The sequence below is a fragment of the Stutzerimonas tianxiuensis genome (assembly GCF_053470365.1).
In genome coordinates this window covers 16,300-34,946 of the sequence record NZ_JBPVWS010000027.1, presented here as the reverse complement: position 1 = coordinate 34,946, position 18,647 = coordinate 16,300, and the positions used below count along the sequence as shown (strand labels likewise).

The following is an 18,647-nucleotide window of genomic DNA, read 5'->3' as shown; positions in this document are numbered from 1 at the left end:
AGTCACCAGCGTGGCCACCACAGCCAAGCTGGTTGCGCTTGCGCGCAACGCGCCATGCCTGGCGCACCAATAAAAAAGCCGGGCATAACGCCCGGCTTTACATTGGCTATTCAGCGACTCCGCAGGAATAGTCCCCGCCCCAGACAACGCCCAACCATATGCCGAATCAGCAGTCCCGATACGGCCAACGTAACTCGACGCGCTCATCCGGCCCTAGAGCAGCTCACCCTATCTGCAGCCAGCGACGTACTACTACTTGCCGTCATGACCGGTAACACCCACGTGCATGACTGAGAAAGCGAATACCTTAATCGGCCATGCTTCACTCAGGTCATCTTAAGCGATCGCCGACTCGCTGGAATGGCGGATGTAAAGATCCATACGCATAAAAAAACCGAGCATGCGCTCGGTTTTTTTTAAGCAAGCAACGCTTACTCAGCGGCTTCCACTTCGCCGGTGACCGGACGGTCAACCAGCTCAACGTAAGCCATCGGTGCATTGTCTCCAGCGCGGAAACCGCACTTGAGAATACGCAGGTAACCACCTTGACGGGTGGCGTAACGCGGGCCGAGATCGTTGAAAAGCTTACCAACGATAGCCTTGGAACGAGTACGGTCGAAAGCCAGACGACGATTAGCGACGCTGTCTTCCTTAGCCAGAGTGATGAGCGGCTCGGCTACGCGACGCAGTTCCTTGGCCTTAGGCAGGGTAGTCTTGATCAGTTCGTGCTCGAACAGCGACACCGCCATGTTCTGAAACATGGCTTTGCGGTGAGCGCTTGTGCGGCTGAGATGACGGCCACTTTTACGATGACGCATGATTGAAATTCCTTACCAAACGATCAGTTCGGTGACTATGGTCGATCAGGCCGTAGCCTTATCGTCCTTCTTGAGACTGGCCGGCGGCCAATTGTCGAGGCGCATGCCGAGGGACAGACCACGAGAAGCCAGAACATCTTTGATTTCGGTCAGAGATTTCTTGCCCAGGTTCGGCGTCTTCAACAGCTCGACTTCGGTGCGCTGGATCAGATCACCGATGTAGTAGATGTTTTCTGCTTTGAGGCAGTTCGCCGAACGCACGGTCAGTTCCAGGTCGTCAACTGGACGCAACAGGATCGGATCGATCTCGTCTTCTTGCTCGACCACGACCGGCTCGCTGTCACCCTTGAGGTCGACGAACGCGGCCAACTGCTGCTGCAGAATGGTCGCGGCACGACGGATCGCTTCTTCAGGATCCAGGGTTCCGTTGGTTTCCAGGTCGATAACCAGCTTGTCCAAGTTGGTACGCTGCTCAACACGAGCATTTTCGACAACATAAGCCACGCGACGGACCGGACTGAAGGTTGCGTCGAGCTGAAGACGGCCAATGCTACGGCTCTCATCTTCATCACTCTGACGCGCATCAGCCGGCTCGTAGCCACGGCCGCGAGCGACCTTGAGCTTCATGTTGATCGAGCCATTAGCCGCCAGGTTGGCGATCAGGTGATCGCCATTGACGATTTCGACATCGTGATCCAGCTGGATATCGGCAGCGGTAACAGCGCCCGCGCCCTTCTTCACCAGGCTCAAGGTCACTTCATCACGGCCGTGCAGCTTGATGGCGATACCTTTGAGGTTCAGCAGGATTTCGATGACATCTTCCTGCACGCCCTCGATAGCGCTGTACTCGTGAAGCACACCGTCGATCTCAGCCTCGACCACAGCGCAGCCGGGCATGGAGGACAACAGAATACGACGCAGCGCGTTGCCCAGGGTATGGCCAAAACCGCGCTCGAGGGGCTCGAGAGTGATCTTGGCACGGGTCGGACTGACCACCTGCACATCGATATGGCGGGGGGTCAGGAACTCATTTACCGAAATCTGCATGGATACACCTATTTTCTAGCCCTTACTTGGAGTAGAGCTCGACAATCAGGTTTTCGTTGATGTCGGCTGACAGATCACTGCGCGCCGGAACATTCTTGAAAACACCGGATTTCTTGTCGGCATCTACTTCGACCCATTCAACGCGACCGCGCTGTACGCACAGTTCAAGGGCTTGGGCGATACGCAGCTGGTTGCGGCACTTTTCACGAACGGCCACCACGTCGCCAGCTTTAACCTGGTAAGACGGAACGTTCACTGTCTGACCATTTACGCTAATCGACTTGTGCGAGACCAGCTGACGCGATTCGGCACGAGTAGAGCCAAAGCCCATGCGATACACGACGTTATCCAAACGGCACTCGAGCAGTTGCAGAAGGTTTTCACCGGTAGCGCCCTTGCGGCTGGCAGCTTCCTTGTAATAACCGCTGAACTGGCGCTCGAGAACACCATAAATGCGGCGGACTTTCTGCTTCTCACGCAGCTGGGTACCGTAGTCGGACAAACGACCACGACGCTGACCGTGAACACCCGGTGGGGTTTCGATGTTGCACTTTGATTCGAGCGCGCGCGCACCACTCTTCAAGAAGAGATCGGTGCCTTCACGACGAGACAGTTTGCACTTGGGACCAATATAACGAGCCATTTCTCACTGTCTCCTGATTACACGCGGCGCTTCTTCGGCGGACGGCACCCGTTGTGCGGGATCGGCGTCACGTCGGTGATGCTGGCGATTTTATAACCACAGCCGTTCAATGCACGAACAGCAGATTCACGGCCCGGACCAGGACCCTTGACATTGACGTCGAGGTTCTTGAGGCCATATTCCAGTGCCGCTTGACCAGCACGCTCGGCAGCCACCTGGGCAGCAAACGGGGTGCTCTTACGGGAGCCGCGGAAACCGGAACCACCAGACGTCGCCCAGGACAACGCATTGCCTTGACGATCGGTGATAGTGATGATGGTGTTGTTAAAAGAAGCGTGGATATGGGCGATGCCATCAACCACCGTCTTTTTTACTTTCTTACGAGGACGAGCAGCAGGTTTTGCCATGATTAGATTCCTGTCGATGCGCTAATGCGATTACTTGCGGATCGGCTTACGCGGACCCTTACGGGTACGAGCGTTGGTCTTGGTACGCTGACCGCGGACCGGCAGACCACGACGATGACGCAGGCCGCGGTAGCAACCCAGGTCCATCAAGCGCTTGATCTTCATGTTGACTTCGCGACGCAGGTCACCTTCAACGATGAACTTGCCCACTTCGCCACGAAGCAGCTCAACCTGCTCGTCAGTGAGATCCTTGATTTTTGCTGCCGGATTTACACCGGTAGCGGCACAGATTGTCTGTGCGCGAGTGCGACCAACACCATAGATGTAGGTCAGCGAGATAACAGTGTGCTTGTTATCCGGAATGTTTACGCCTGCAATACGGGCCATTCAGTGAAACTCCAATTGACAGCTACCCAACGCCCCGGAAGCCAAGAAAAGGGCGCGAGATACTAACGCTGTAATAACAAATAATCAACCCGGCAGCGCACTAGCTGCCGGGCCCGAGCCTTAGCTCACAATCAGCCTTGGCGCTGTTTGTGCCGCGGTTCTGCGCTGCAGATCACACGAACGACGCCTTCGCGACGAACGATCTTGCAGTTGCGGCACAGTTTCTTGACCGATGCGCGAACTTTCATGACCAACTCCTAGAACCTTACGAGCCGACTTCAGCGAAGCATTCCGCTGCCGTAGCCCTTCAGGTTGGCTTTTTTCATCAGGGAATCGTACTGGTGGGACATCAGGTGTGACTGCACTTGAGACATGAAGTCCATTACAACCACGACCACAATCAGCAACGAGGTCCCGCCAAGGTAGAACGGCACATTTGCGGCAACCACAAGGAACTGAGGAAGCAAGCAAACAGCCGTCATGTACAGGGCACCGAACAAGGTCAAGCGGGTCAGCACACCATCGATATAGCGCGCCGACTGCTCACCAGGACGAATCCCTGGAATAAACGCACCGGACTTCTTCAAGTTTTCTGCAACGTCTTTAGGGTTGAACATCAACGCCGTATAGAAGAAGCAGAAGAAGATGATACCGGCACTGAACAACAGGATATTCAATGGCTGACCGGGAGCAATCGACTGCGAGATATCAGCCAGCCAGCTCATGCTTTCGGACTGACCAAACCACTGACCCAACGACGCCGGGAACAATAGAATGCTGCTCGCAAAGATCGCTGGAATCACGCCAGCCATATTGACTTTCAAGGGCAAGTGGCTTGTTTGTGCAGCGAAGACCTTACGACCCTGCTGACGCTTGGCGTAATGCACGGCGATTCGCCGCTGACCACGCTCAATGAAGACCACAAAACCAATGATCGCAACGGCCAGAAGCCCCACGGCCAACAGCGCAATGATATTGACATCACCTTGGCGAGCTGACTCGAAGGACTGCCCTAGGGCGCCCGGCAAACCAGCGACGATACCGGCAAAGATCAACATCGAAATGCCGTTACCTACGCCACGTTCAGTGATCTGCTCACCCAGCCACATCATGAACATCGCACCCGCCACAAACGTGGTGATGGCGACGAAGTAGAAGCCGAAGTCACTGCTGAATGCGACACCTTGCCCGGCCAGACCGACGGACATACCGATGGCCTGCACGATAGCCAGCACCAGCGCCAGATAGCGCGTGTACTGACTGATCTTGCGGCGACCGGCCTCGCCTTCCTTCTTCAACTGCTCAAGCTGGGGGCTGACGGCTGTCATAAGCTGCATGATGATCGATGCCGAGATGTACGGCATGATCCCCAGCGCAAAGATGCTCATGCGCTCCAGCGCACCACCTGAAAACATGTTGAACAGACTAAGGATGGTCCCTTCGTTCTGACGGAACAGCTCGGCCAACCTGTCGGGATTGATCCCCGGCACCGGGATGTGCGCCCCTACTCGATAGACGATGATCGCCATCAGCAAAAAGCGCAGACGAGCCCAGAGTTCAGACAGCCCGCCATTACTCAGCGCGGAGAGAGCACCTTGCTTAGCCATTTATTCCTCGAACTTGCCGCCAGCTGCTTCAATAGCCGCACGCGCACCTTTGGTGGCTGCGATGCCTTTCAGGGTCACAGCGCGACCAACCTCACCGGACAGCATAACTTTCACACGCTGCACGTTCTGGTTGATGACGTTGGCATCCTTGAGGCTCTGCACGGAGACCACATCGCCTTCGACCTTGGCCAGCTCGGATGTGCGCACTTCTGCACGATCCATAGCCTTGAGCGATACGAAGCCGAACTTCGGCAGACGACGATGCAACGGCTGCTGACCACCCTCGAACCCAGGAGCAATCTTGCCACCGGAACGGGAAGTCTGACCCTTGTGACCACGGCCACCGGTCTTACCCAGACCGCTACCGATACCACGGCCAGGACGAAGCTTTTCGCGACGGGCACCCGGCGCAGAACGCAGATCGTTCAGTTGCATGGCTTAGCCCTCCACACGGAGCATGTAATAAGCCTTGTTGATCATGCCGCGATTCTCAGGAGTGTCCTGAACCTCGACAGTGTGACCAATGCGACGAAGGCCGAGGCCCTTTACGCACAGCTTGTGATTGGGGATACGACCGCTGACGCTTTTAATCAGCGTGACCTTGACGGTGTTAGCCATGATCAGGAAATCTCCTCGACGCTCTTGCCACGCTTAGCAGCGATCGACTCAGGCGACTGCATGGCCTTCAACCCCTTGAAAGTGGCATGAACCACGTTCACCGGATTGGTCGAGCCGTAGCACTTAGCCAGGACGTTCTGCACACCAGCCACTTCAAGGATGGCGCGCATCGCGCCTCCGGCGATAACACCGGTACCTTCAGAAGCAGGCTGCATGTATACCTTGGAAGCGCCATGCGCCGCCTTGGTAGCGTACTGCAGCGTGGTGCCATTCAGATCAACCTGGATCATGTTGCGGCGAGCCGCCTCCATGGCCTTCTGAATCGCAGCAGGTACTTCACGGGACTTGCCGCGACCGAAACCTACACGGCCCTTACCATCACCTACCACGGTCAACGCGGTGAAGGTGAAGATACGACCACCCTTTACAGTCTTGGCGACGCGGTTAACTTGAACCAGCTTCTCAATGTAGCCTTCGTCGCGCTTTTGCTCGTTATATGCCATAACTTAGAACTCCAGCCCGCCTTCACGAGCAGCATCAGCCAGTGCCTTGACACGACCGTGGTACTTGAAGCCAGAACGGTCGAACGCCACCTGGGTGACACCTGCGGCCTTAGCACGCTCAGCGACCAGCTGACCAACTTTCTTGGCAGCGTCGACGTTGCCAGTGGCACCGCCGCGCAGTTCTTTGTCCAGAGTCGAGGCGCTGGCCAGGACCTTGCCGCCGTCGGCCGAAAGGACCTGGGCGTAGATGTGCTGGGAAGAGCGGTACACACACAGGCGTACGGTTTCCAGCTCGCGCATCTTCAGGCGTGCCTTGCGAGCGCGACGCAGACGAGTAACTTTCTTTACGCTCATTTGCTATGCCCTACTTCTTCTTAGCTTCTTTACGACGGACCACTTCGTCCGAGTAACGTACGCCTTTGCCTTTGTAAGGCTCAGGACGACGGAAATCGCGGATTTCAGCAGCCACCTGACCGACCAGTTGCTTATCGACACCCTTGATCAGGATATCGGTCTGGCTGGGGGTCTCAGCGGTAACGCCTTGCGGCAGTTCATATTCCACCGGGTGCGAGAAGCCGAGAGCCAGGGACAGCACTTGACCTTTGGCTTGCGCCTTGTAACCAACACCAACCAGCTGAAGCTTGCGCTCAAAGCCTTGGCTGACGCCGATGACCATATTGTTAACCAGCGCACGGGTGGTACCGGCCATGGCGCGATTCTGCTGATCGCCATTGCGAGCAGCGAAACGCAACTCACCAGCCTCGTGAATCACTTCCACGGACGAGTGCACATTCAGTTCCAGAGCACCCTTGGCACCCTTTACCGAAAGCTGCTGGCCGGACATGTTGAATTCAACACCAGCGGGCAGCTTGACGGGGTTCTTAGCAACGCGAGACATGCTTATCCCCCCTTAGAACACTGTGCAGAGCACTTCGCCGCCAACGCCAGCAGCGCGAGCAGCCCGATCAGTCATCACACCCTTGTTGGTGGACACGATCGAAACACCCAGACCGCCGCGAACCTTCGGCAACTGATCAACGGATTTGTACTGGCGAAGGCCAGGACGGCTTACGCGCTTCAGCTCCTCGATGACCGGACGGCCCTCGAAATACTTAAGCTCGATAGACAGCTGCGGCTTGGCGTCGCTGCTGACGTTGTATCCTGCTATATAGCCTTCACCCTGAAGAACGTTGGCTACAGCCACCTTCAGAGTGGAAGACGGCATGCTTACGACGGACTTTTCGGCCATCTGGGCATTACGGATACGAGTTAGCATGTCCGCTAACGGGTCCTGCATACTCATGGGCTCTTGGCTCCTAATACAAAAAAATAAGCCCGGGAGGGCTCGTGTCGCCTGCTAGATGAGCGAACGCCGAAGGCGTGGCTCGGGCGAGCCGGACATTCTAGAGATAGTCCAGAAACGAATCAAGCCCCATAGGGGCTTGATTTGGAAACAGCCAGCTCGACAGGAGCGCCGAGCTACCGTTCTTACCAGCTGGCTTTAACCAGACCCGGTACGTCGCCACGCATGGCGGCCTGACGCAGCATGTTACGCGCAAGACCGAACTTGCGATAAACACCGTGCGGACGACCGGTCAGACGGCAGCGGTTACGCAAGCGCGAAGCGCTTGCGTCACGAGGCTGCTTTTGCAGAGCCACCTGAGCCTCCCAACGCGCTTCCGGAGTGGACTCCGGGTTAGCGATGGTTGCTTTCAGCGCGGCACGCTTCTGGGCGTACTTGGCAACCGTTTGCTGACGCTTCAGCTCACGGTTCTTCATGCTTTGCTTAGCCATGTGCCTACTCCAATCAGTTACGGAACGGGAAGTTGAAGGCACGCAGCAGTGCGCGACCCTCTTCATCCGTCCGAGCAGTAGTGGTCAGAGTGATGTCCAGACCACGCAGGGCATCGATCTTGTCGTAATCGATTTCCGGAAAAATGATCTGCTCTTTCACACCCATGCTGTAATTGCCACGGCCGTCAAACGACTTGGCATTCAGGCCGCGGAAGTCGCGAACCCGAGGCAGGGAGATCGACAACAGACGATCCAGGAACTCGTACATACGATCACTGCGCAATGTCACCTTGACACCGATCGGCCAGCCCTCGCGGACCTTGAAGCCAGCGATAGACTTGCGAGCGTGAGTCACGACGACCTTCTGGCCGGTGATTTTCTCAAGATCGGCAACCGCGTTATCGATGATTTTCTTATCACCGATGGCCTCGCCAATACCCATGTTCAGGGTGATCTTGGTAATGCGCGGAACTTCCATCACGTTACCAAGCTGAAGCTCTTCTTTCAGCTTGGGAGCGATTTGCTTCCGATAAACTTCTTTTAGTCGTGCCATGGTTATCTACCTAGCAGTCTCAAGCTTCAACCGGCTTTTGGGTCGACTTGAAGACACGAATTTTCTTGCCGTCTTCAACCTTGAACCCAACGCGGTCAGCCTTGTTGGTTTCGCCATTGAAAATAGCGACGTTAGAGGCGTGCAGTGGCGCCTCCTTCTCGACGATACCGCCCTGAACGCCCGACATCGGGTTCGGCTTGGTATGGCGCTTCACCAGGTTGATACCACCGACAACCAGACGGTCGTCAGCGAGAACCCGGAGCACCTTACCGCGCTTGCCCTTGTCTTTGCCGGCGATGACGATGATCTCGTCGTTGCGACGAATCTTTTGCATGCGGCTTCTCCTTACAGCACTTCAGGCGCGAGCGAGACGATCTTCATGAACTTCTCGGAACGAAGCTCACGCGTCACCGGCCCGAAAATACGGGTGCCAATAGGCTCCTGCTTGTTGTTCAGCAGAACAGCAGCGTTGCCATCGAAGCGAATGATGGAGCCGTCAGGACGACGAACACCGTGACGGGTACGGACCACAACAGCGGTCATTACCTGGCCTTTCTTGACCTTGCCACGAGGAATCGCTTCCTTGACGGTAACCTTGATGATGTCGCCGATGCCGGCGTAACGGCGGTGCGAACCGCCGAGAACCTTGATACACATGACGCGACGGGCGCCACTGTTATCAGCCACATCGAGCATTGATTGAGTCTGAATCATATAATTTCTCCGACCCTTAGCCCTTAGACTTCGACGGCACGTTCGACGACATCAACCAACATCCAGCACTTGGTCTTCGCCATAGGACGAGTCTCGCGAATCGTGACCTTGTCACCGATACGGCACTGGTTGGTTTCGTCGTGGGCGTGCAGTTTGGTCGAACGCTTCACGTATTTACCGTAGATCGGGTGCTTGACGCGACGCTCGATCAGTACGGTGATGCTTTTGTCCATTTTGTCGCTGACGACGCGGCCAGTCAGCGTACGGACAGTTTTTTCAACTTCAGCCATGATCACTTACCTGCCTGCTGGTTGAGCACAGTCTTGACACGAGCGATATCGCGCTTGACTTGCGAGAGCAGGTGAGACTGCCCCAACTGGCCAGTTGCTTTCTGCATACGCAGATTGAACTGGTCGCGCAGCAGCTCGAGCAACTGCTCGTTCAGCTGCTGAGCGGATTTTTCACGAAGCTCATTCGCTTTCATCACATCACCGTCCGCTTAACAAAGGAGGTGGCGAGAGGCAGCTTTGCAGCAGCCAGGGCGAATGCCTCACGCGCCAGCTCTTCGGAAACACCCTCGATCTCGTAAAGCACCTTGCCCGGCTGAATCTGGGCAACCCAGTACTCGACGTTACCCTTACCTTTACCCATCCGCACTTCAAGCGGCTTCTTGGAAATAGGCTTGTCGGGGAAAACGCGGATCCAGATCTTGCCGCCACGCTTAACGTGACGAGTCAACGCACGACGTGCAGACTCGATCTGACGCGCAGTAAGACGACCACGGGCGACAGACTTCAGAGCGAATTCGCCGAAGCTGACTTTGCTACCGCGCTGAGCCAGGCCACGGTTGTGACCCGTCATCTGCTTGCGGAATTTTGTACGCTTTGGTTGCAACATTTGGCGTACTCCTTACTTGGCAGCTTTTTTACGAGGCGCAGGCGCTTGCGGCTTGAGCTCTTCATGGCGACCACCGATAACTTCGCCTTTGAAGATCCAAACCTTGACGCCGATCACACCGTAAGTGGTGTGTGCTTCGTAGGTGTTGTAGTCGATATCGGCACGCAGGGTGTGCAACGGCACACGACCTTCCCGATACCATTCTGTACGGGCAATTTCAGCCCCACCCAGACGACCGCTCACCTGGATCTTGATGCCCTTGGCACCAATGCGGATCGCGTTCTGTACGGCGCGCTTCATAGCGCGGCGGAACATTACGCGACGCTCCAGCTGCTGAGCGACGTTCTGTGCTACCAGCATTGCATCGAGCTCCGGCTTGCGGATTTCTTCGATGTTGATGTGCACAGGCACACCCATTCTCTTGGTCAGGTCCTGACGCAGCTTCTCAACATCTTCACCTTTCTTTCCGATCACGATGCCGGGACGAGCGGTGTGGATGGTGATGCGTGCTGTTTGAGCCGGACGATGGATGTCGATACGGCTTACGGACGCGCTTTTTAATTTGTCTTGGAGGTATTCACGCACGTTCAGATCTGCAAGCAGATAATCGGCGTACGTACGACCGTCTGCATACCAGACGGAAGTGTGCTCCTTGACGATTCCCAGGCGAATGCCAGTGGGATGTACTTTCTGACCCATCTGATCGACTCCGTTACTTGTCCGCAACCTTGACAGTGATATGGCAAGACCGCTTGACGATGCGATCAGCGCGGCCTTTGGCACGCGGCATGATGCGCTTAAGCGAACGCCCCTCGTTGACGAAGACAGTGGAGACCTTCAGGTCGTCCACGTCAGCGCCTTCGTTGTGCTCGGCGTTGGCTACAGCCGACTCCAGCACTTTTTTCATGATCTCGGCGGCTTTCTTACTGCTGAAAGCCAGCAGGTTGAGCGCTTCGCCCACCTTCTTCCCGCGGATCTGGTCGGCGACCAGGCGGGCTTTCTGGGCGGAGATGCGAGCGCCCGACAACTTAGCGGCTACTTCCATCTTTCCTTACCCCTTAGCGCTTGCCTTTCTTGTCCGCTACGTGCCCGCGATAAGTGCGGGTACCAGCGAACTCGCCGAGTTTGTGACCGACCATATCTTCGCTCACGAGAACGGGGACATGTTGACGGCCGTTATGCACAGCGATGGTCAGACCGACCATTTGCGGCAGGATCATCGAACGACGCGACCAGGTTTTAACCGGCTTGCGATCATTCTTTTCCATCGCCACTTCGACCTTCTTCAATAGGTGAAGATCGATAAAAGGACCTTTTTTCAGAGAACGCGGCACTGTCGTATCCCTCTAGTTACTTGCGACGACGGACGATCATGTTATCGGTGCGCTTGTTAGAGCGAGTCTTCGCGCCCTTAGTCGGGAAGCCCCATGGCGACACCGGATGACGACCACCGGAGGTACGACCCTCACCACCACCGTGGGGGTGATCGACCGGGTTCATTGCCACACCGCGAACGGTCGGGCGAACACCGCGCCAGCGCTTGGCACCCGCTTTACCCAGCGAACGCAGGCTGTGCTCGGAGTTCGAGACCTCGCCCAGGGTCGCACGGCATTCAGCCAGCACTTTGCGCATTTCTCCGGAGCGAAGACGCAGCGTTACATAAGCACCTTCACGCGCGACCAGCTGAGCCGAAGCACCAGCGGAACGAGCAATCTGAGCGCCCTTGCCCGGCTTGAGCTCAACACCGTGAACAGTGGAACCCAGCGGAATGTTGCGCAGCGGCAGACTGTTACCAGCCTTGATCGGCGCATTAACGCCGGAAAGCAGCTGATCGCCAGCACTGACGCCCTTGGGAGCGATGATGTAGCGACGCTCACCATCCGCGTACTTGAGTAGCGCAATGTGCGCAGTACGGTTCGGGTCATATTCAACGCGCTCAACGACGGCTGGGATGCCATCCTTGTTACGACGAAAATCAACCAGACGGTAATGCTGCTTGTGACCACCACCAATGTGACGAGTAGTGATTCGACCGTTGTTGTTACGACCGCCAGACTTCGACTTCTTCTCGAGCAGCGGAGCATAAGGAGCGCCTTTGTGCAGCTCCTGACCGACCACTTTGACCACAAAACGGCGGCCCGCGGAAGTCGGTTTGCATTTAACGATTGCCATGATGCACCCCTTCCTTACTCAGCGTTGCCGGAGAAATCGAGATCCTGGCCCGGCTGAAGTGCGATGTACGCCTTCTTCCAGTCATTGCGCTTGCCCAGACCGCGAGCGGTGCGCTTGGTCTTACCCTGAACATTCAGAGTACTGACCTTGGCGACCTTCACGTTGAACAGGCTTTCGACGGCCTTCTTGATTTCCAGCTTGGTTGCATCAGTAGCAACCTTGAAAACGAATTGGCCTTTGCTATCAGCCAACATGGTTGCCTTCTCGGAGACGTGCGGACCAAGCAGGACTTTGAATACGCGTTCCTGGTTCATCCCAGCAGCTCCTCGAATTTCTTCACAGCCGACACGGTGATCAAGACCTTGTCATAGGCGATCAGGCTGACGGGATCGGAACCCTGAACGTCACGAACATCGACGTGCGGCAGGTTGCGGGCCGCCAGATACAGGTTCTGATCGACAGCATCGGAAACGATCAGTACGTCATTCAGCCCCATACCGGTCAGCTTGTTAGCAAGCAGCTTGGTCTTGGGGCTGTCGACGGCGAAATCTTCAACGACGACCAGACGCTCGGAACGAACCAGTTCAGAAAGAATGGAACGCAGCGCTGCGCGGTACATCTTCTTGTTGAGCTTCTGCTCATGGTTCTGCGGTCGAGCAGCGAAAGTCACACCACCGCCACGCCAGATCGGACCACGCGAGGTACCTGCACGAGCACGGCCGGTACCCTTTTGACGCCAGGGGCGCTTGCCGCCACCGGAAACGTCAGAACGAGTCTTCTGCTGCTTGCTACCCTGACGACCGCCAGCCATATAGGCGACGACTGCCTGGTGCACCAGCGTTTCGTTGAACTCACCGCCAAAGGTTTGCTCGGAGACTTCGATGGCTTGTGCGCCATTAACATTCAATTGCATGTGAACTCCCCCTTACCCGCGAGCCTTGGCAGCCGGACGCACGACAACGTCACCACCAGTGGCACCGGGCACTGCACCCTTGACCAACAGCAGATTACGTTCGGCATCGACACGCACGATTTCCAGGGACTGCACGGTTACGCGCTCGGCGCCCATGTGCCCGGACATCTTCTTGCCCTTGAAAACACGGCCTGGAGTCTGGCATTGGCCAATAGAGCCCGGGACGCGGTGGGATACGGAGTTACCGTGAGTATTGTCCTGACCACGGAAATTCCAGCGCTTGATGGTACCGGCAAAGCCTTTACCCTTGGACTGACCGGTGACATCCACCATCTGCCCAGCCTGGAAGATCTCGGCCTTGATCTGGTCGCCGACCTGGAACTCCTCGCCATCAAGGCGGAATTCCCAGACACCACGACCGGCAGCTACATTCGCCTTGGCGAAGTGACCAGCCTGAGCCTTGGTAACGCGGGACGCGCGACGCTCGCCGACAGTAACCTGCACAGCGCGATAGCCATCGCTCTCTTCATTTTTGAACTGAGTGACGCGATTCGGCTCGATCTCAATGACCGTAACCGGAATAGAGACACCATCTTCGGTGAAAACGCGGGTCATGCCGCACTTACGACCGACTACACCAATAGTCATGTTGTAACCTCTTTAGTGTACGGGGCTTTCACCCGCTATGGCCGCCCATTTCAGAGCGTTACACGACTAAAACTCCAGGTTTTAGCCGAGGCTGATCTGCACTTCCACGCCAGCCGCAAGATCAAGCTTCATCAGCGCATCGACAGTCTTGTCGGTCGGCTGGACAATATCCAGCACACGCTTATGAGTACGGATCTCGTACTGGTCGCGCGCGTCCTTGTTGACGTGCGGAGAAACCAGAACAGTGAACCGCTCTTTGCGGGTCGGCAGTGGAATCGGACCACGCACCTGAGCACCAGTACGTTTCGCGGTTTCCACGATTTCCTGGGTTGATTGATCGATCAGGCGATGGTCAAAAGCCTTCAACCGAATACGGATTTGTTGGTTTTGCATTTTGACCTCAGACTCCAATTAGCCATCCCTACCAAACGCAATACGCCCGGTAAAAGGAGGCGCAATTGTACGGATGCGTCCAGGGGGTGTCAATAAATGATCAGCAATAGAAAAAAGGGCCCCGAAGGGCCCTTTTCGACACCGAGCGGTTACTCGATGATCTTGGCAACCACGCCGGCACCAACGGTACGGCCGCCTTCGCGAATCGCGAAGCGCAGACCATCTTCCATGGCGATCGGAGCGATCAGGGTGACAACCATCTTGATGTTGTCGCCCGGCATTACCATCTCAACGCCTTCTGGCAGTTCGCAGTTACCGGTCACGTCAGTAGTACGGAAGTAGAACTGCGGACGGTAGCCTTTGAAGAACGGAGTGTGACGGCCGCCTTCTTCCTTGCTCAGTACGTAGACTTCGCCTTCGAACTTGGTGTGCGGCTTGATGGTGCCCGGCTTGGCCAGAACCTGACCACGTTCGACGTCATCACGCTTGGTACCACGCAGCAGCACGCCAACGTTCTCACCTGCACGACCTTCGTCGAGCAGCTTACGGAACATCTCAACACCGGTGCAGGTAGTCTTGGTCGTGGCACGGATACCAACGATTTCGATTTCTTCCTGAACCTTGACGATACCGCGCTCAACACGACCAGTCACAACGGTACCGCGACCGGAGATCGAGAACACGTCTTCGATTGGCATCAGGAACGGCTTGTCGATGGCACGCTCAGGCTCTGGGATGTAGCTGTCCAGAGTTTCGACCAGCTTACGCACGGCCGATACGCCCATTTCGTTGTCGTCCTGACCATTCAGCGCCATCAGCGCAGAACCGATAATGATCGGAGTGTCGTCACCCGGGAAGTCGTAGGTCGACAGCAGGTCACGCACTTCCATCTCAACCAGCTCAAGCAGCTCAGCGTCATCCACCATGTCCGCCTTGTTCAGGAAGACAACGATGTAAGGAACGCCAACCTGACGAGACAGCAGGATGTGCTCACGCGTCTGCGGCATGGGGCCGTCAGCTGCCGAGCAAACCAGGATCGCGCCGTCCATCTGCGCAGCACCGGTGATCATGTTCTTCACATAGTCAGCGTGGCCTGGGCAGTCAACGTGGGCGTAGTGACGGATCGAGGAATCATATTCAACGTGGGAGGTGTTGATGGTGATACCACGAGCCTTCTCTTCCGGCGCGTTGTCGATCTGCGAGAAGTCACGCGCAGAGCCGCCCCAAGTTTCAGCACAGACCTTGGTCAGCGCTGCGGTGAGCGTGGTTTTGCCATGGTCGACGTGACCAATGGTACCGACGTTCAGATGCGGTTTGTTACGTTCGAATTTTTCTTTAGCCACGACAGTAAACCTCTTACTTAAAGGGCTGAATCAACCTTGTTTTTTAACGATAGCTTCGACGATGTTCGACGGAGCCTCGGAGTATTTCGAGAATTCCATGGAGTAGCTGGCGCGACCCTGAGACATGGAGCGGACGTCGGTTGCATAACCGAACATCTCACCCAGCGGAACCTCGGCACGAATGACCTTGCCGGAGACCGTATCTTCCATACCCTGGATCAGACCGCGACGACGGTTAAGGTCGCCCATCACGTCACCCATGTAGTCCTCAGGCGTTACCACCTCGACCTTCATGATCGGCTCAAGCACTACGGCGCCGCCCTTTTGGGACAGCTGCTTGGTCGCCATGGAAGCCGCAACCTTGAACGCCATCTCGTTGGAGTCGACGTCATGGTAGGAGCCATCGAACACAGTCGCCTTCAGGCCGATCAGCGGATAGCCGGCGACGACGCCGTTCTTCATCTGCTCTTCGATGCCCTTTTGAATAGCAGGGATGTATTCCTTCGGAATAACACCACCAACTACCTCATTGACGAACTGCAGGCCTTCTTGACCCTCATCTGCTGGCGCAAAGCGCACCCAGCAGTGACCGAACTGACCGCGACCGCCAGACTGGCGAACGAACTTGCCTTCGATCTCACAGGACTTCGTGATCTTCTCACGATAAGAGACCTGCGGCTTACCGATGTTGGCTTCGACGTTGAACTCACGACGCATACGGTCGACGAGAATATCGAGGTGCAACTCACCCATACCCGAGATGATGGTCTGACCGGTCTCTTCATCAGTCTTGACGCGGAACGAGGGATCTTCCTGGGCAAGCTTGCCCAGCGCGATACCCATCTTCTCCTGGTCATCCTTGGTCTTCGGCTCAACCGCCACCGAAATAACCGGCTCAGGGAAGTCCATACGCACCAGAATGATCGGCTTATCCAAGGCGCAGAGTGTGTCACCAGTAGTGACATCCTTCATGCCGATCAGGGCAGCGATGTCACCGGCGCGAACTTCCTTGATCTCTTCGCGGCTGTTCGCATGCATCTGCACCATACGACCGACACGCTCTTTCTTGCCTTTCACCGAGTTCAGAACACCGTCACCGGAGTTCAGGACACCCGAATAAACGCGAGCGAAGGTCAGCGTACCAACAAATGGGTCGGTCGCGATCTTGAACGCCAGCGCCGAGAACGGCTCAGCGTCATCCGCGTGACGCTCCATCTCGATGGTTTCGTCATCGATATCGGTACCCTTGATCGCCGGAATGTCAGCTGGCGCAGGGAGATAATCGATAACCGCATCGAGAACCAAAGGAACACCCTTGTTCTTGAACGACGAACCACAGACAGCGAGAACGATTTCACCAGCGATTGTGCGCTGACGCAGAGCAGACTTGATTTCCTCGGTGGTGAGCTCTTCACCTTCGAGGTATTTGTTCATCAGCTCCTCGGTCGCTTCGGCAGCAGCCTCGACCATGTTGCTGCGCCACTCATCAGCCAGATCTTGAAGCTCGGCAGGGATCTCCTCCTCACGGAAGGTCATGCCCTTGTCGTCATCGTTCCAGTAGATAGCTTTCATCTTGACCAAATCAATCTGGCCCTGGAAGTTATCTTCTGCACCAATGGCGAGCTGAATCGGAACGGGGGTATGGCCCAGACGCTGCTTTATCTGCGCAACCACACGCAGGAAATTGGCGCCTGCACGGTCCATCTTGTTGACATAGACCAAGCGCGGAACACCGTACTTATTAGCCTGACGCCAAACGGTTTCCGACTGCGGCTCAACACCCGAAGTACCACAGAACACAACGACCGCACCATCGAGTACGCGCAGCGAGCGCTCAACTTCGATGGTGAAGTCAACGTGACCGGGAGTGTCGATGATATTGAAACGATGCTTGTCGAACTGCTTCTCGGAACCAGCCCAGAAAGCGGTAGTGGCAGCAGAGGTGATGGTGATACCACGCTCCTGCTCCTGCACCATCCAATCCATGGTCGCGGCGCCGTCATGCACCTCGCCCATTTTATGGTTTACGCCGGTGTAAAAAAGGACGCGCTCAGTGGTGGTGGTTTTACCAGCATCCACGTGAGCGACGATACCAATGTTACGGTAGCGGTTAATCGGGGTAGTACGAGCCATAAAGCCCTCGCAAGTTGATGACGCTGAAAATTAGAAGCGGTAGTGCGAGAAGGCCTTGTTGGCTTCAGCCATACGGTGCACGTCTTCACGCTTCTTCACAGCAGCGCCTTTACCTTCAAATGCATCCGACAGCTCACCCGCCAAGCGCAGGGCCATGGATTTCTCACCACGCTTACGCGCAGCATCTACCAGCCAGCGCATGGCCAGCGCGTTACGACGGGACGGACGAACTTCGACCGGAACCTGGTAAGTCGCACCACCTACGCGGCGGGACTTCACTTCGACCAGCGGAGCGATGGCGTCGAGTGCTTTTTCGAAGATTTCCAGGGGATCGCTGTTCTTGCGTTCCTTGACCTTTTCCAAGGCCCCATAAACGATACGCTCAGCTACGGCCTTCTTGCCGCTTTCCATCACGTGGTTCATGAACTTGGCGAGGATCAGACTTCCGTACTTCGGATCGTCAAGGATCTCGCGCTTGGCTGCTACACGACGTCTTGGCATTGATAAGCCCTCAAACGGTCTTCAGGTTAGCCCGGGACGATAACGACGAGGTTACGCCCGACCTTACTCTTATCGACTCAAATAAATAAAAATACTGATTACTTCGGACGCTTGGTGCCGTACTTGGAACGGCCCTGCTTACGATCCTTGACACCGGAGGTATCCAGCGAACCGCGCACGGTGTGGTAGCGAACACCGGGAAGGTCTTTTACACGACCGCCACGGATCAGCACGACGCTGTGCTCTTGCAGGTTGTGACCTTCACCACCGATGTAGGAGGCGACTTCAAAACCGTTGGTCAGACGAACACGGCATACTTTACGCAGTGCAGAGTTCGGTTTCTTTGGCGTGGTGGTGTACACACGAGTGCACACGCCACGGCGTTGCGGGCAGTTCTGCAGCGCAGGGACGTCGCTTTTCTCGACGACGCGCTTGCGCGGCTGGCGTACCAGCTGGTTGATCGTTGCCATCTACTAGCTCCACTGTTGTCTTTCGACACAAACGAAAATGGCAGAGCGCAAGGCCCCGCCAAATTAGGGGTACAAGAGTCTAAAGA

General features: G+C 56.1%; 32 protein-coding genes. All 32 read right to left on the bottom strand.

The window, feature by feature from the left end; all coding sequences use genetic code 11:
• Positions 1 to 431 precede the first annotated feature (431 nt).
• Positions 432 to 818 (bottom strand): 50S ribosomal protein L17, encoded by a 387-nt coding sequence (gene rplQ, locus ACSSNI_RS22160; protein WP_019339959.1) that lies wholly within the window; start codon positions 816 to 818, stop codon positions 432 to 434.
• A 45-nt stretch (positions 819 to 863) separates the two neighbouring features.
• Entirely contained in the window at positions 864 to 1,865 is a 1,002-nt protein-coding gene (locus tag ACSSNI_RS22155) for a DNA-directed RNA polymerase subunit alpha (RefSeq protein ID WP_019339960.1), read from the bottom strand.
• Between the two features lie 22 nt (positions 1,866 to 1,887).
• On the bottom strand, positions 1,888 to 2,508 hold the full coding sequence (rpsD, locus tag ACSSNI_RS22150; protein WP_102838124.1) for a 30S ribosomal protein S4: 621 nt from the start codon (positions 2,506 to 2,508) through the stop codon (positions 1,888 to 1,890).
• Positions 2,509 to 2,525: 17 nt separating this feature from the next.
• Complete coding sequence (gene rpsK, locus ACSSNI_RS22145; RefSeq protein WP_014854207.1) at positions 2,526 to 2,915, bottom strand: 30S ribosomal protein S11; 390 nt, start codon at positions 2,913 to 2,915, stop codon at positions 2,526 to 2,528.
• Positions 2,916 to 2,945: 30 nt separating this feature from the next.
• Positions 2,946 to 3,302 (bottom strand): 30S ribosomal protein S13, encoded by a 357-nt coding sequence (rpsM, locus tag ACSSNI_RS22140; protein ID WP_073301056.1) that lies wholly within the window; start codon positions 3,300 to 3,302, stop codon positions 2,946 to 2,948.
• A gap of 131 nt (positions 3,303 to 3,433) precedes the next feature.
• The gene (gene rpmJ / locus ACSSNI_RS22135; RefSeq protein WP_014854209.1) at positions 3,434 to 3,550 is read right to left on the bottom strand and encodes a 50S ribosomal protein L36; all 117 of its coding nucleotides are present in this window, start codon (positions 3,548 to 3,550) and stop codon (positions 3,434 to 3,436) included.
• Between the two features lie 30 nt (positions 3,551 to 3,580).
• On the bottom strand, positions 3,581 to 4,909 hold the full coding sequence (gene secY, locus ACSSNI_RS22130) for a preprotein translocase subunit SecY (protein ID WP_159969086.1): 1,329 nt from the start codon (positions 4,907 to 4,909) through the stop codon (positions 3,581 to 3,583).
• Positions 4,910 to 5,344: a 50S ribosomal protein L15 gene (gene rplO / locus ACSSNI_RS22125; protein ID WP_102838126.1), complete on the bottom strand. Its 435-nt coding sequence runs from the start codon at positions 5,342 to 5,344 to the stop codon at positions 4,910 to 4,912.
• Between the two features lie 3 nt (positions 5,345 to 5,347).
• Entirely contained in the window at positions 5,348 to 5,527 is a 180-nt protein-coding gene (gene rpmD / locus ACSSNI_RS22120; RefSeq protein ID WP_003281818.1) for a 50S ribosomal protein L30, read from the bottom strand.
• A gap of 2 nt (positions 5,528 to 5,529) precedes the next feature.
• Positions 5,530 to 6,030 carry a 30S ribosomal protein S5 gene (gene rpsE / locus ACSSNI_RS22115; protein WP_019339966.1) on the bottom strand — a complete coding sequence of 167 codons (501 nt, stop codon included), beginning with the start codon at positions 6,028 to 6,030 and terminating at the stop codon, positions 5,530 to 5,532.
• Positions 6,031 to 6,033: 3 nt separating this feature from the next.
• Positions 6,034 to 6,384 carry a 50S ribosomal protein L18 gene (gene rplR, locus ACSSNI_RS22110; RefSeq protein ID WP_019339967.1) on the bottom strand — a complete coding sequence of 117 codons (351 nt, stop codon included), beginning with the start codon at positions 6,382 to 6,384 and terminating at the stop codon, positions 6,034 to 6,036.
• A gap of 10 nt (positions 6,385 to 6,394) precedes the next feature.
• Entirely contained in the window at positions 6,395 to 6,928 is a 534-nt protein-coding gene (gene rplF / locus ACSSNI_RS22105) for a 50S ribosomal protein L6 (protein WP_019339968.1), read from the bottom strand.
• A 12-nt stretch (positions 6,929 to 6,940) separates the two neighbouring features.
• Positions 6,941 to 7,333 carry a 30S ribosomal protein S8 gene (gene rpsH, locus ACSSNI_RS22100; protein WP_003281824.1) on the bottom strand — a complete coding sequence of 131 codons (393 nt, stop codon included), beginning with the start codon at positions 7,331 to 7,333 and terminating at the stop codon, positions 6,941 to 6,943.
• A 185-nt stretch (positions 7,334 to 7,518) separates the two neighbouring features.
• Positions 7,519 to 7,824 (bottom strand): 30S ribosomal protein S14, encoded by a 306-nt coding sequence (gene rpsN, locus ACSSNI_RS22095; protein ID WP_046164401.1) that lies wholly within the window; start codon positions 7,822 to 7,824, stop codon positions 7,519 to 7,521.
• Between the two features lie 13 nt (positions 7,825 to 7,837).
• Positions 7,838 to 8,377 (bottom strand): 50S ribosomal protein L5, encoded by a 540-nt coding sequence (rplE, locus tag ACSSNI_RS22090; RefSeq protein ID WP_019339970.1) that lies wholly within the window; start codon positions 8,375 to 8,377, stop codon positions 7,838 to 7,840.
• A gap of 19 nt (positions 8,378 to 8,396) precedes the next feature.
• The gene (rplX, locus tag ACSSNI_RS22085; RefSeq protein ID WP_019339971.1) at positions 8,397 to 8,711 is read right to left on the bottom strand and encodes a 50S ribosomal protein L24; all 315 of its coding nucleotides are present in this window, start codon (positions 8,709 to 8,711) and stop codon (positions 8,397 to 8,399) included.
• Positions 8,712 to 8,722: 11 nt separating this feature from the next.
• The gene (gene rplN / locus ACSSNI_RS22080) at positions 8,723 to 9,091 is read right to left on the bottom strand and encodes a 50S ribosomal protein L14 (protein ID WP_003289207.1); all 369 of its coding nucleotides are present in this window, start codon (positions 9,089 to 9,091) and stop codon (positions 8,723 to 8,725) included.
• A gap of 23 nt (positions 9,092 to 9,114) precedes the next feature.
• Positions 9,115 to 9,381 carry a 30S ribosomal protein S17 gene (gene rpsQ, locus ACSSNI_RS22075; protein ID WP_025240347.1) on the bottom strand — a complete coding sequence of 89 codons (267 nt, stop codon included), beginning with the start codon at positions 9,379 to 9,381 and terminating at the stop codon, positions 9,115 to 9,117.
• 2 nt (positions 9,382 to 9,383) lie between these two features.
• Positions 9,384 to 9,575 carry a 50S ribosomal protein L29 gene (gene rpmC, locus ACSSNI_RS22070; RefSeq protein ID WP_003289209.1) on the bottom strand — a complete coding sequence of 64 codons (192 nt, stop codon included), beginning with the start codon at positions 9,573 to 9,575 and terminating at the stop codon, positions 9,384 to 9,386.
• Positions 9,575 to 9,988, bottom strand: coding sequence for a 50S ribosomal protein L16 (rplP, locus tag ACSSNI_RS22065; protein WP_003176421.1), 414 nt, complete (start codon positions 9,986 to 9,988; stop codon positions 9,575 to 9,577). The genes rpmC and rplP overlap by 1 nt, the downstream gene beginning before the upstream one ends.
• A gap of 12 nt (positions 9,989 to 10,000) precedes the next feature.
• Entirely contained in the window at positions 10,001 to 10,687 is a 687-nt protein-coding gene (rpsC, locus tag ACSSNI_RS22060; protein WP_019339973.1) for a 30S ribosomal protein S3, read from the bottom strand.
• A 13-nt stretch (positions 10,688 to 10,700) separates the two neighbouring features.
• A complete protein-coding gene (gene rplV, locus ACSSNI_RS22055; protein ID WP_003103908.1) occupies positions 10,701 to 11,033 on the bottom strand; it encodes a 50S ribosomal protein L22 in 333 nt (110 codons plus the stop codon).
• A gap of 13 nt (positions 11,034 to 11,046) precedes the next feature.
• Positions 11,047 to 11,322 (bottom strand): 30S ribosomal protein S19, encoded by a 276-nt coding sequence (gene rpsS / locus ACSSNI_RS22050; RefSeq protein WP_021209376.1) that lies wholly within the window; start codon positions 11,320 to 11,322, stop codon positions 11,047 to 11,049.
• A gap of 16 nt (positions 11,323 to 11,338) precedes the next feature.
• On the bottom strand, positions 11,339 to 12,160 hold the full coding sequence (gene rplB, locus ACSSNI_RS22045; RefSeq protein WP_019339975.1) for a 50S ribosomal protein L2: 822 nt from the start codon (positions 12,158 to 12,160) through the stop codon (positions 11,339 to 11,341).
• A gap of 14 nt (positions 12,161 to 12,174) precedes the next feature.
• Positions 12,175 to 12,474 carry a 50S ribosomal protein L23 gene (gene rplW / locus ACSSNI_RS22040; RefSeq protein WP_200638209.1) on the bottom strand — a complete coding sequence of 100 codons (300 nt, stop codon included), beginning with the start codon at positions 12,472 to 12,474 and terminating at the stop codon, positions 12,175 to 12,177.
• Complete coding sequence (gene rplD, locus ACSSNI_RS22035) at positions 12,471 to 13,073, bottom strand: 50S ribosomal protein L4 (protein WP_019339977.1); 603 nt, start codon at positions 13,071 to 13,073, stop codon at positions 12,471 to 12,473. The genes rplW and rplD overlap by 4 nt, the downstream gene beginning before the upstream one ends.
• Before the next feature lie 12 nt (positions 13,074 to 13,085).
• On the bottom strand, positions 13,086 to 13,721 hold the full coding sequence (rplC, locus tag ACSSNI_RS22030; protein WP_045430590.1) for a 50S ribosomal protein L3: 636 nt from the start codon (positions 13,719 to 13,721) through the stop codon (positions 13,086 to 13,088).
• A gap of 81 nt (positions 13,722 to 13,802) precedes the next feature.
• The gene (rpsJ, locus tag ACSSNI_RS22025; protein ID WP_003186070.1) at positions 13,803 to 14,114 is read right to left on the bottom strand and encodes a 30S ribosomal protein S10; all 312 of its coding nucleotides are present in this window, start codon (positions 14,112 to 14,114) and stop codon (positions 13,803 to 13,805) included.
• A gap of 149 nt (positions 14,115 to 14,263) precedes the next feature.
• A complete protein-coding gene (gene tuf, locus ACSSNI_RS22020; RefSeq protein WP_025240334.1) occupies positions 14,264 to 15,457 on the bottom strand; it encodes an elongation factor Tu in 1,194 nt (397 codons plus the stop codon).
• 30 nt (positions 15,458 to 15,487) lie between these two features.
• Entirely contained in the window at positions 15,488 to 17,590 is a 2,103-nt protein-coding gene (fusA, locus tag ACSSNI_RS22015) for an elongation factor G (protein ID WP_102838128.1), read from the bottom strand.
• A gap of 30 nt (positions 17,591 to 17,620) precedes the next feature.
• Complete coding sequence (gene rpsG / locus ACSSNI_RS22010) at positions 17,621 to 18,091, bottom strand: 30S ribosomal protein S7 (RefSeq protein WP_045430600.1); 471 nt, start codon at positions 18,089 to 18,091, stop codon at positions 17,621 to 17,623.
• A 98-nt stretch (positions 18,092 to 18,189) separates the two neighbouring features.
• Positions 18,190 to 18,561 (bottom strand): 30S ribosomal protein S12, encoded by a 372-nt coding sequence (gene rpsL, locus ACSSNI_RS22005; RefSeq protein ID WP_025240342.1) that lies wholly within the window; start codon positions 18,559 to 18,561, stop codon positions 18,190 to 18,192.
• Positions 18,562 to 18,647: the final 86 nt, after the last annotated feature.

Bases quoted from the DNA above. Each gene is read 5' to 3' on its own strand.
- rplQ (WP_019339959.1), bottom strand. From the start codon at position 818: ATGCGTCATCGTAAAAGTGGCCGTCATCTCAGCCGCACAAGCGCTCAC.
- ACSSNI_RS22155 (WP_019339960.1), bottom strand. From the start codon at position 1,865: ATGCAGATTTCGGTAAATGAGTTCCTGACCCCCCGCCATATCGATGTG.
- rpsD (WP_102838124.1), bottom strand. From the start codon at position 2,508: ATGGCTCGTTATATTGGTCCCAAGTGCAAACTGTCTCGTCGTGAAGGC.
- rpsK (WP_014854207.1), bottom strand. From the start codon at position 2,915: ATGGCAAAACCTGCTGCTCGTCCTCGTAAGAAAGTAAAAAAGACGGTG.
- rpsM (WP_073301056.1), bottom strand. From the start codon at position 3,302: ATGGCCCGTATTGCAGGCGTAAACATTCCGGATAACAAGCACACTGTT.
- rpmJ (WP_014854209.1), bottom strand. From the start codon at position 3,550: ATGAAAGTTCGCGCATCGGTCAAGAAACTGTGCCGCAACTGCAAGATC.
- secY (WP_159969086.1), bottom strand. From the start codon at position 4,909: ATGGCTAAGCAAGGTGCTCTCTCCGCGCTGAGTAATGGCGGGCTGTCT.
- rplO (WP_102838126.1), bottom strand. From the start codon at position 5,344: ATGCAACTGAACGATCTGCGTTCTGCGCCGGGTGCCCGTCGCGAAAAG.
- rpmD (WP_003281818.1), bottom strand. From the start codon at position 5,527: ATGGCTAACACCGTCAAGGTCACGCTGATTAAAAGCGTCAGCGGTCGT.
- rpsE (WP_019339966.1), bottom strand. From the start codon at position 6,030: ATGGCATATAACGAGCAAAAGCGCGACGAAGGCTACATTGAGAAGCTG.
- rplR (WP_019339967.1), bottom strand. From the start codon at position 6,384: ATGAGCGTAAAGAAAGTTACTCGTCTGCGTCGCGCTCGCAAGGCACGC.
- rplF (WP_019339968.1), bottom strand. From the start codon at position 6,928: ATGTCTCGCGTTGCTAAGAACCCCGTCAAGCTGCCCGCTGGTGTTGAA.
- rpsH (WP_003281824.1), bottom strand. From the start codon at position 7,333: ATGAGTATGCAGGACCCGTTAGCGGACATGCTAACTCGTATCCGTAAT.
- rpsN (WP_046164401.1), bottom strand. From the start codon at position 7,824: ATGGCTAAGCAAAGCATGAAGAACCGTGAGCTGAAGCGTCAGCAAACG.
- rplE (WP_019339970.1), bottom strand. From the start codon at position 8,377: ATGGCACGACTAAAAGAAGTTTATCGGAAGCAAATCGCTCCCAAGCTG.
- rplX (WP_019339971.1), bottom strand. From the start codon at position 8,711: ATGCAAAAGATTCGTCGCAACGACGAGATCATCGTCATCGCCGGCAAA.
- rplN (WP_003289207.1), bottom strand. From the start codon at position 9,091: ATGATTCAGACTCAATCAATGCTCGATGTGGCTGATAACAGTGGCGCC.
- rpsQ (WP_025240347.1), bottom strand. From the start codon at position 9,381: ATGGCTGAAGTTGAAAAAACTGTCCGTACGCTGACTGGCCGCGTCGTC.
- rpmC (WP_003289209.1), bottom strand. From the start codon at position 9,575: ATGAAAGCGAATGAGCTTCGTGAAAAATCCGCTCAGCAGCTGAACGAG.
- rplP (WP_003176421.1), bottom strand. From the start codon at position 9,988: ATGTTGCAACCAAAGCGTACAAAATTCCGCAAGCAGATGACGGGTCAC.
- rpsC (WP_019339973.1), bottom strand. From the start codon at position 10,687: ATGGGTCAGAAAGTACATCCCACTGGCATTCGCCTGGGAATCGTCAAG.
- rplV (WP_003103908.1), bottom strand. From the start codon at position 11,033: ATGGAAGTAGCCGCTAAGTTGTCGGGCGCTCGCATCTCCGCCCAGAAA.
- rplB (WP_019339975.1), bottom strand. From the start codon at position 12,160: ATGGCAATCGTTAAATGCAAACCGACTTCCGCGGGCCGCCGTTTTGTG.
- rplW (WP_200638209.1), bottom strand. From the start codon at position 12,474: ATGAACCAGGAACGCGTATTCAAAGTCCTGCTTGGTCCGCACGTCTCC.
- rplD (WP_019339977.1), bottom strand. From the start codon at position 13,073: ATGCAATTGAATGTTAATGGCGCACAAGCCATCGAAGTCTCCGAGCAA.
- rplC (WP_045430590.1), bottom strand. From the start codon at position 13,721: ATGACTATTGGTGTAGTCGGTCGTAAGTGCGGCATGACCCGCGTTTTC.
- rpsJ (WP_003186070.1), bottom strand. From the start codon at position 14,114: ATGCAAAACCAACAAATCCGTATTCGGTTGAAGGCTTTTGACCATCGC.
- fusA (WP_102838128.1), bottom strand. From the start codon at position 17,590: ATGGCTCGTACTACCCCGATTAACCGCTACCGTAACATTGGTATCGTC.
- rpsG (WP_045430600.1), bottom strand. From the start codon at position 18,091: ATGCCAAGACGTCGTGTAGCAGCCAAGCGCGAGATCCTTGACGATCCG.
- rpsL (WP_025240342.1), bottom strand. From the start codon at position 18,561: ATGGCAACGATCAACCAGCTGGTACGCCAGCCGCGCAAGCGCGTCGTC.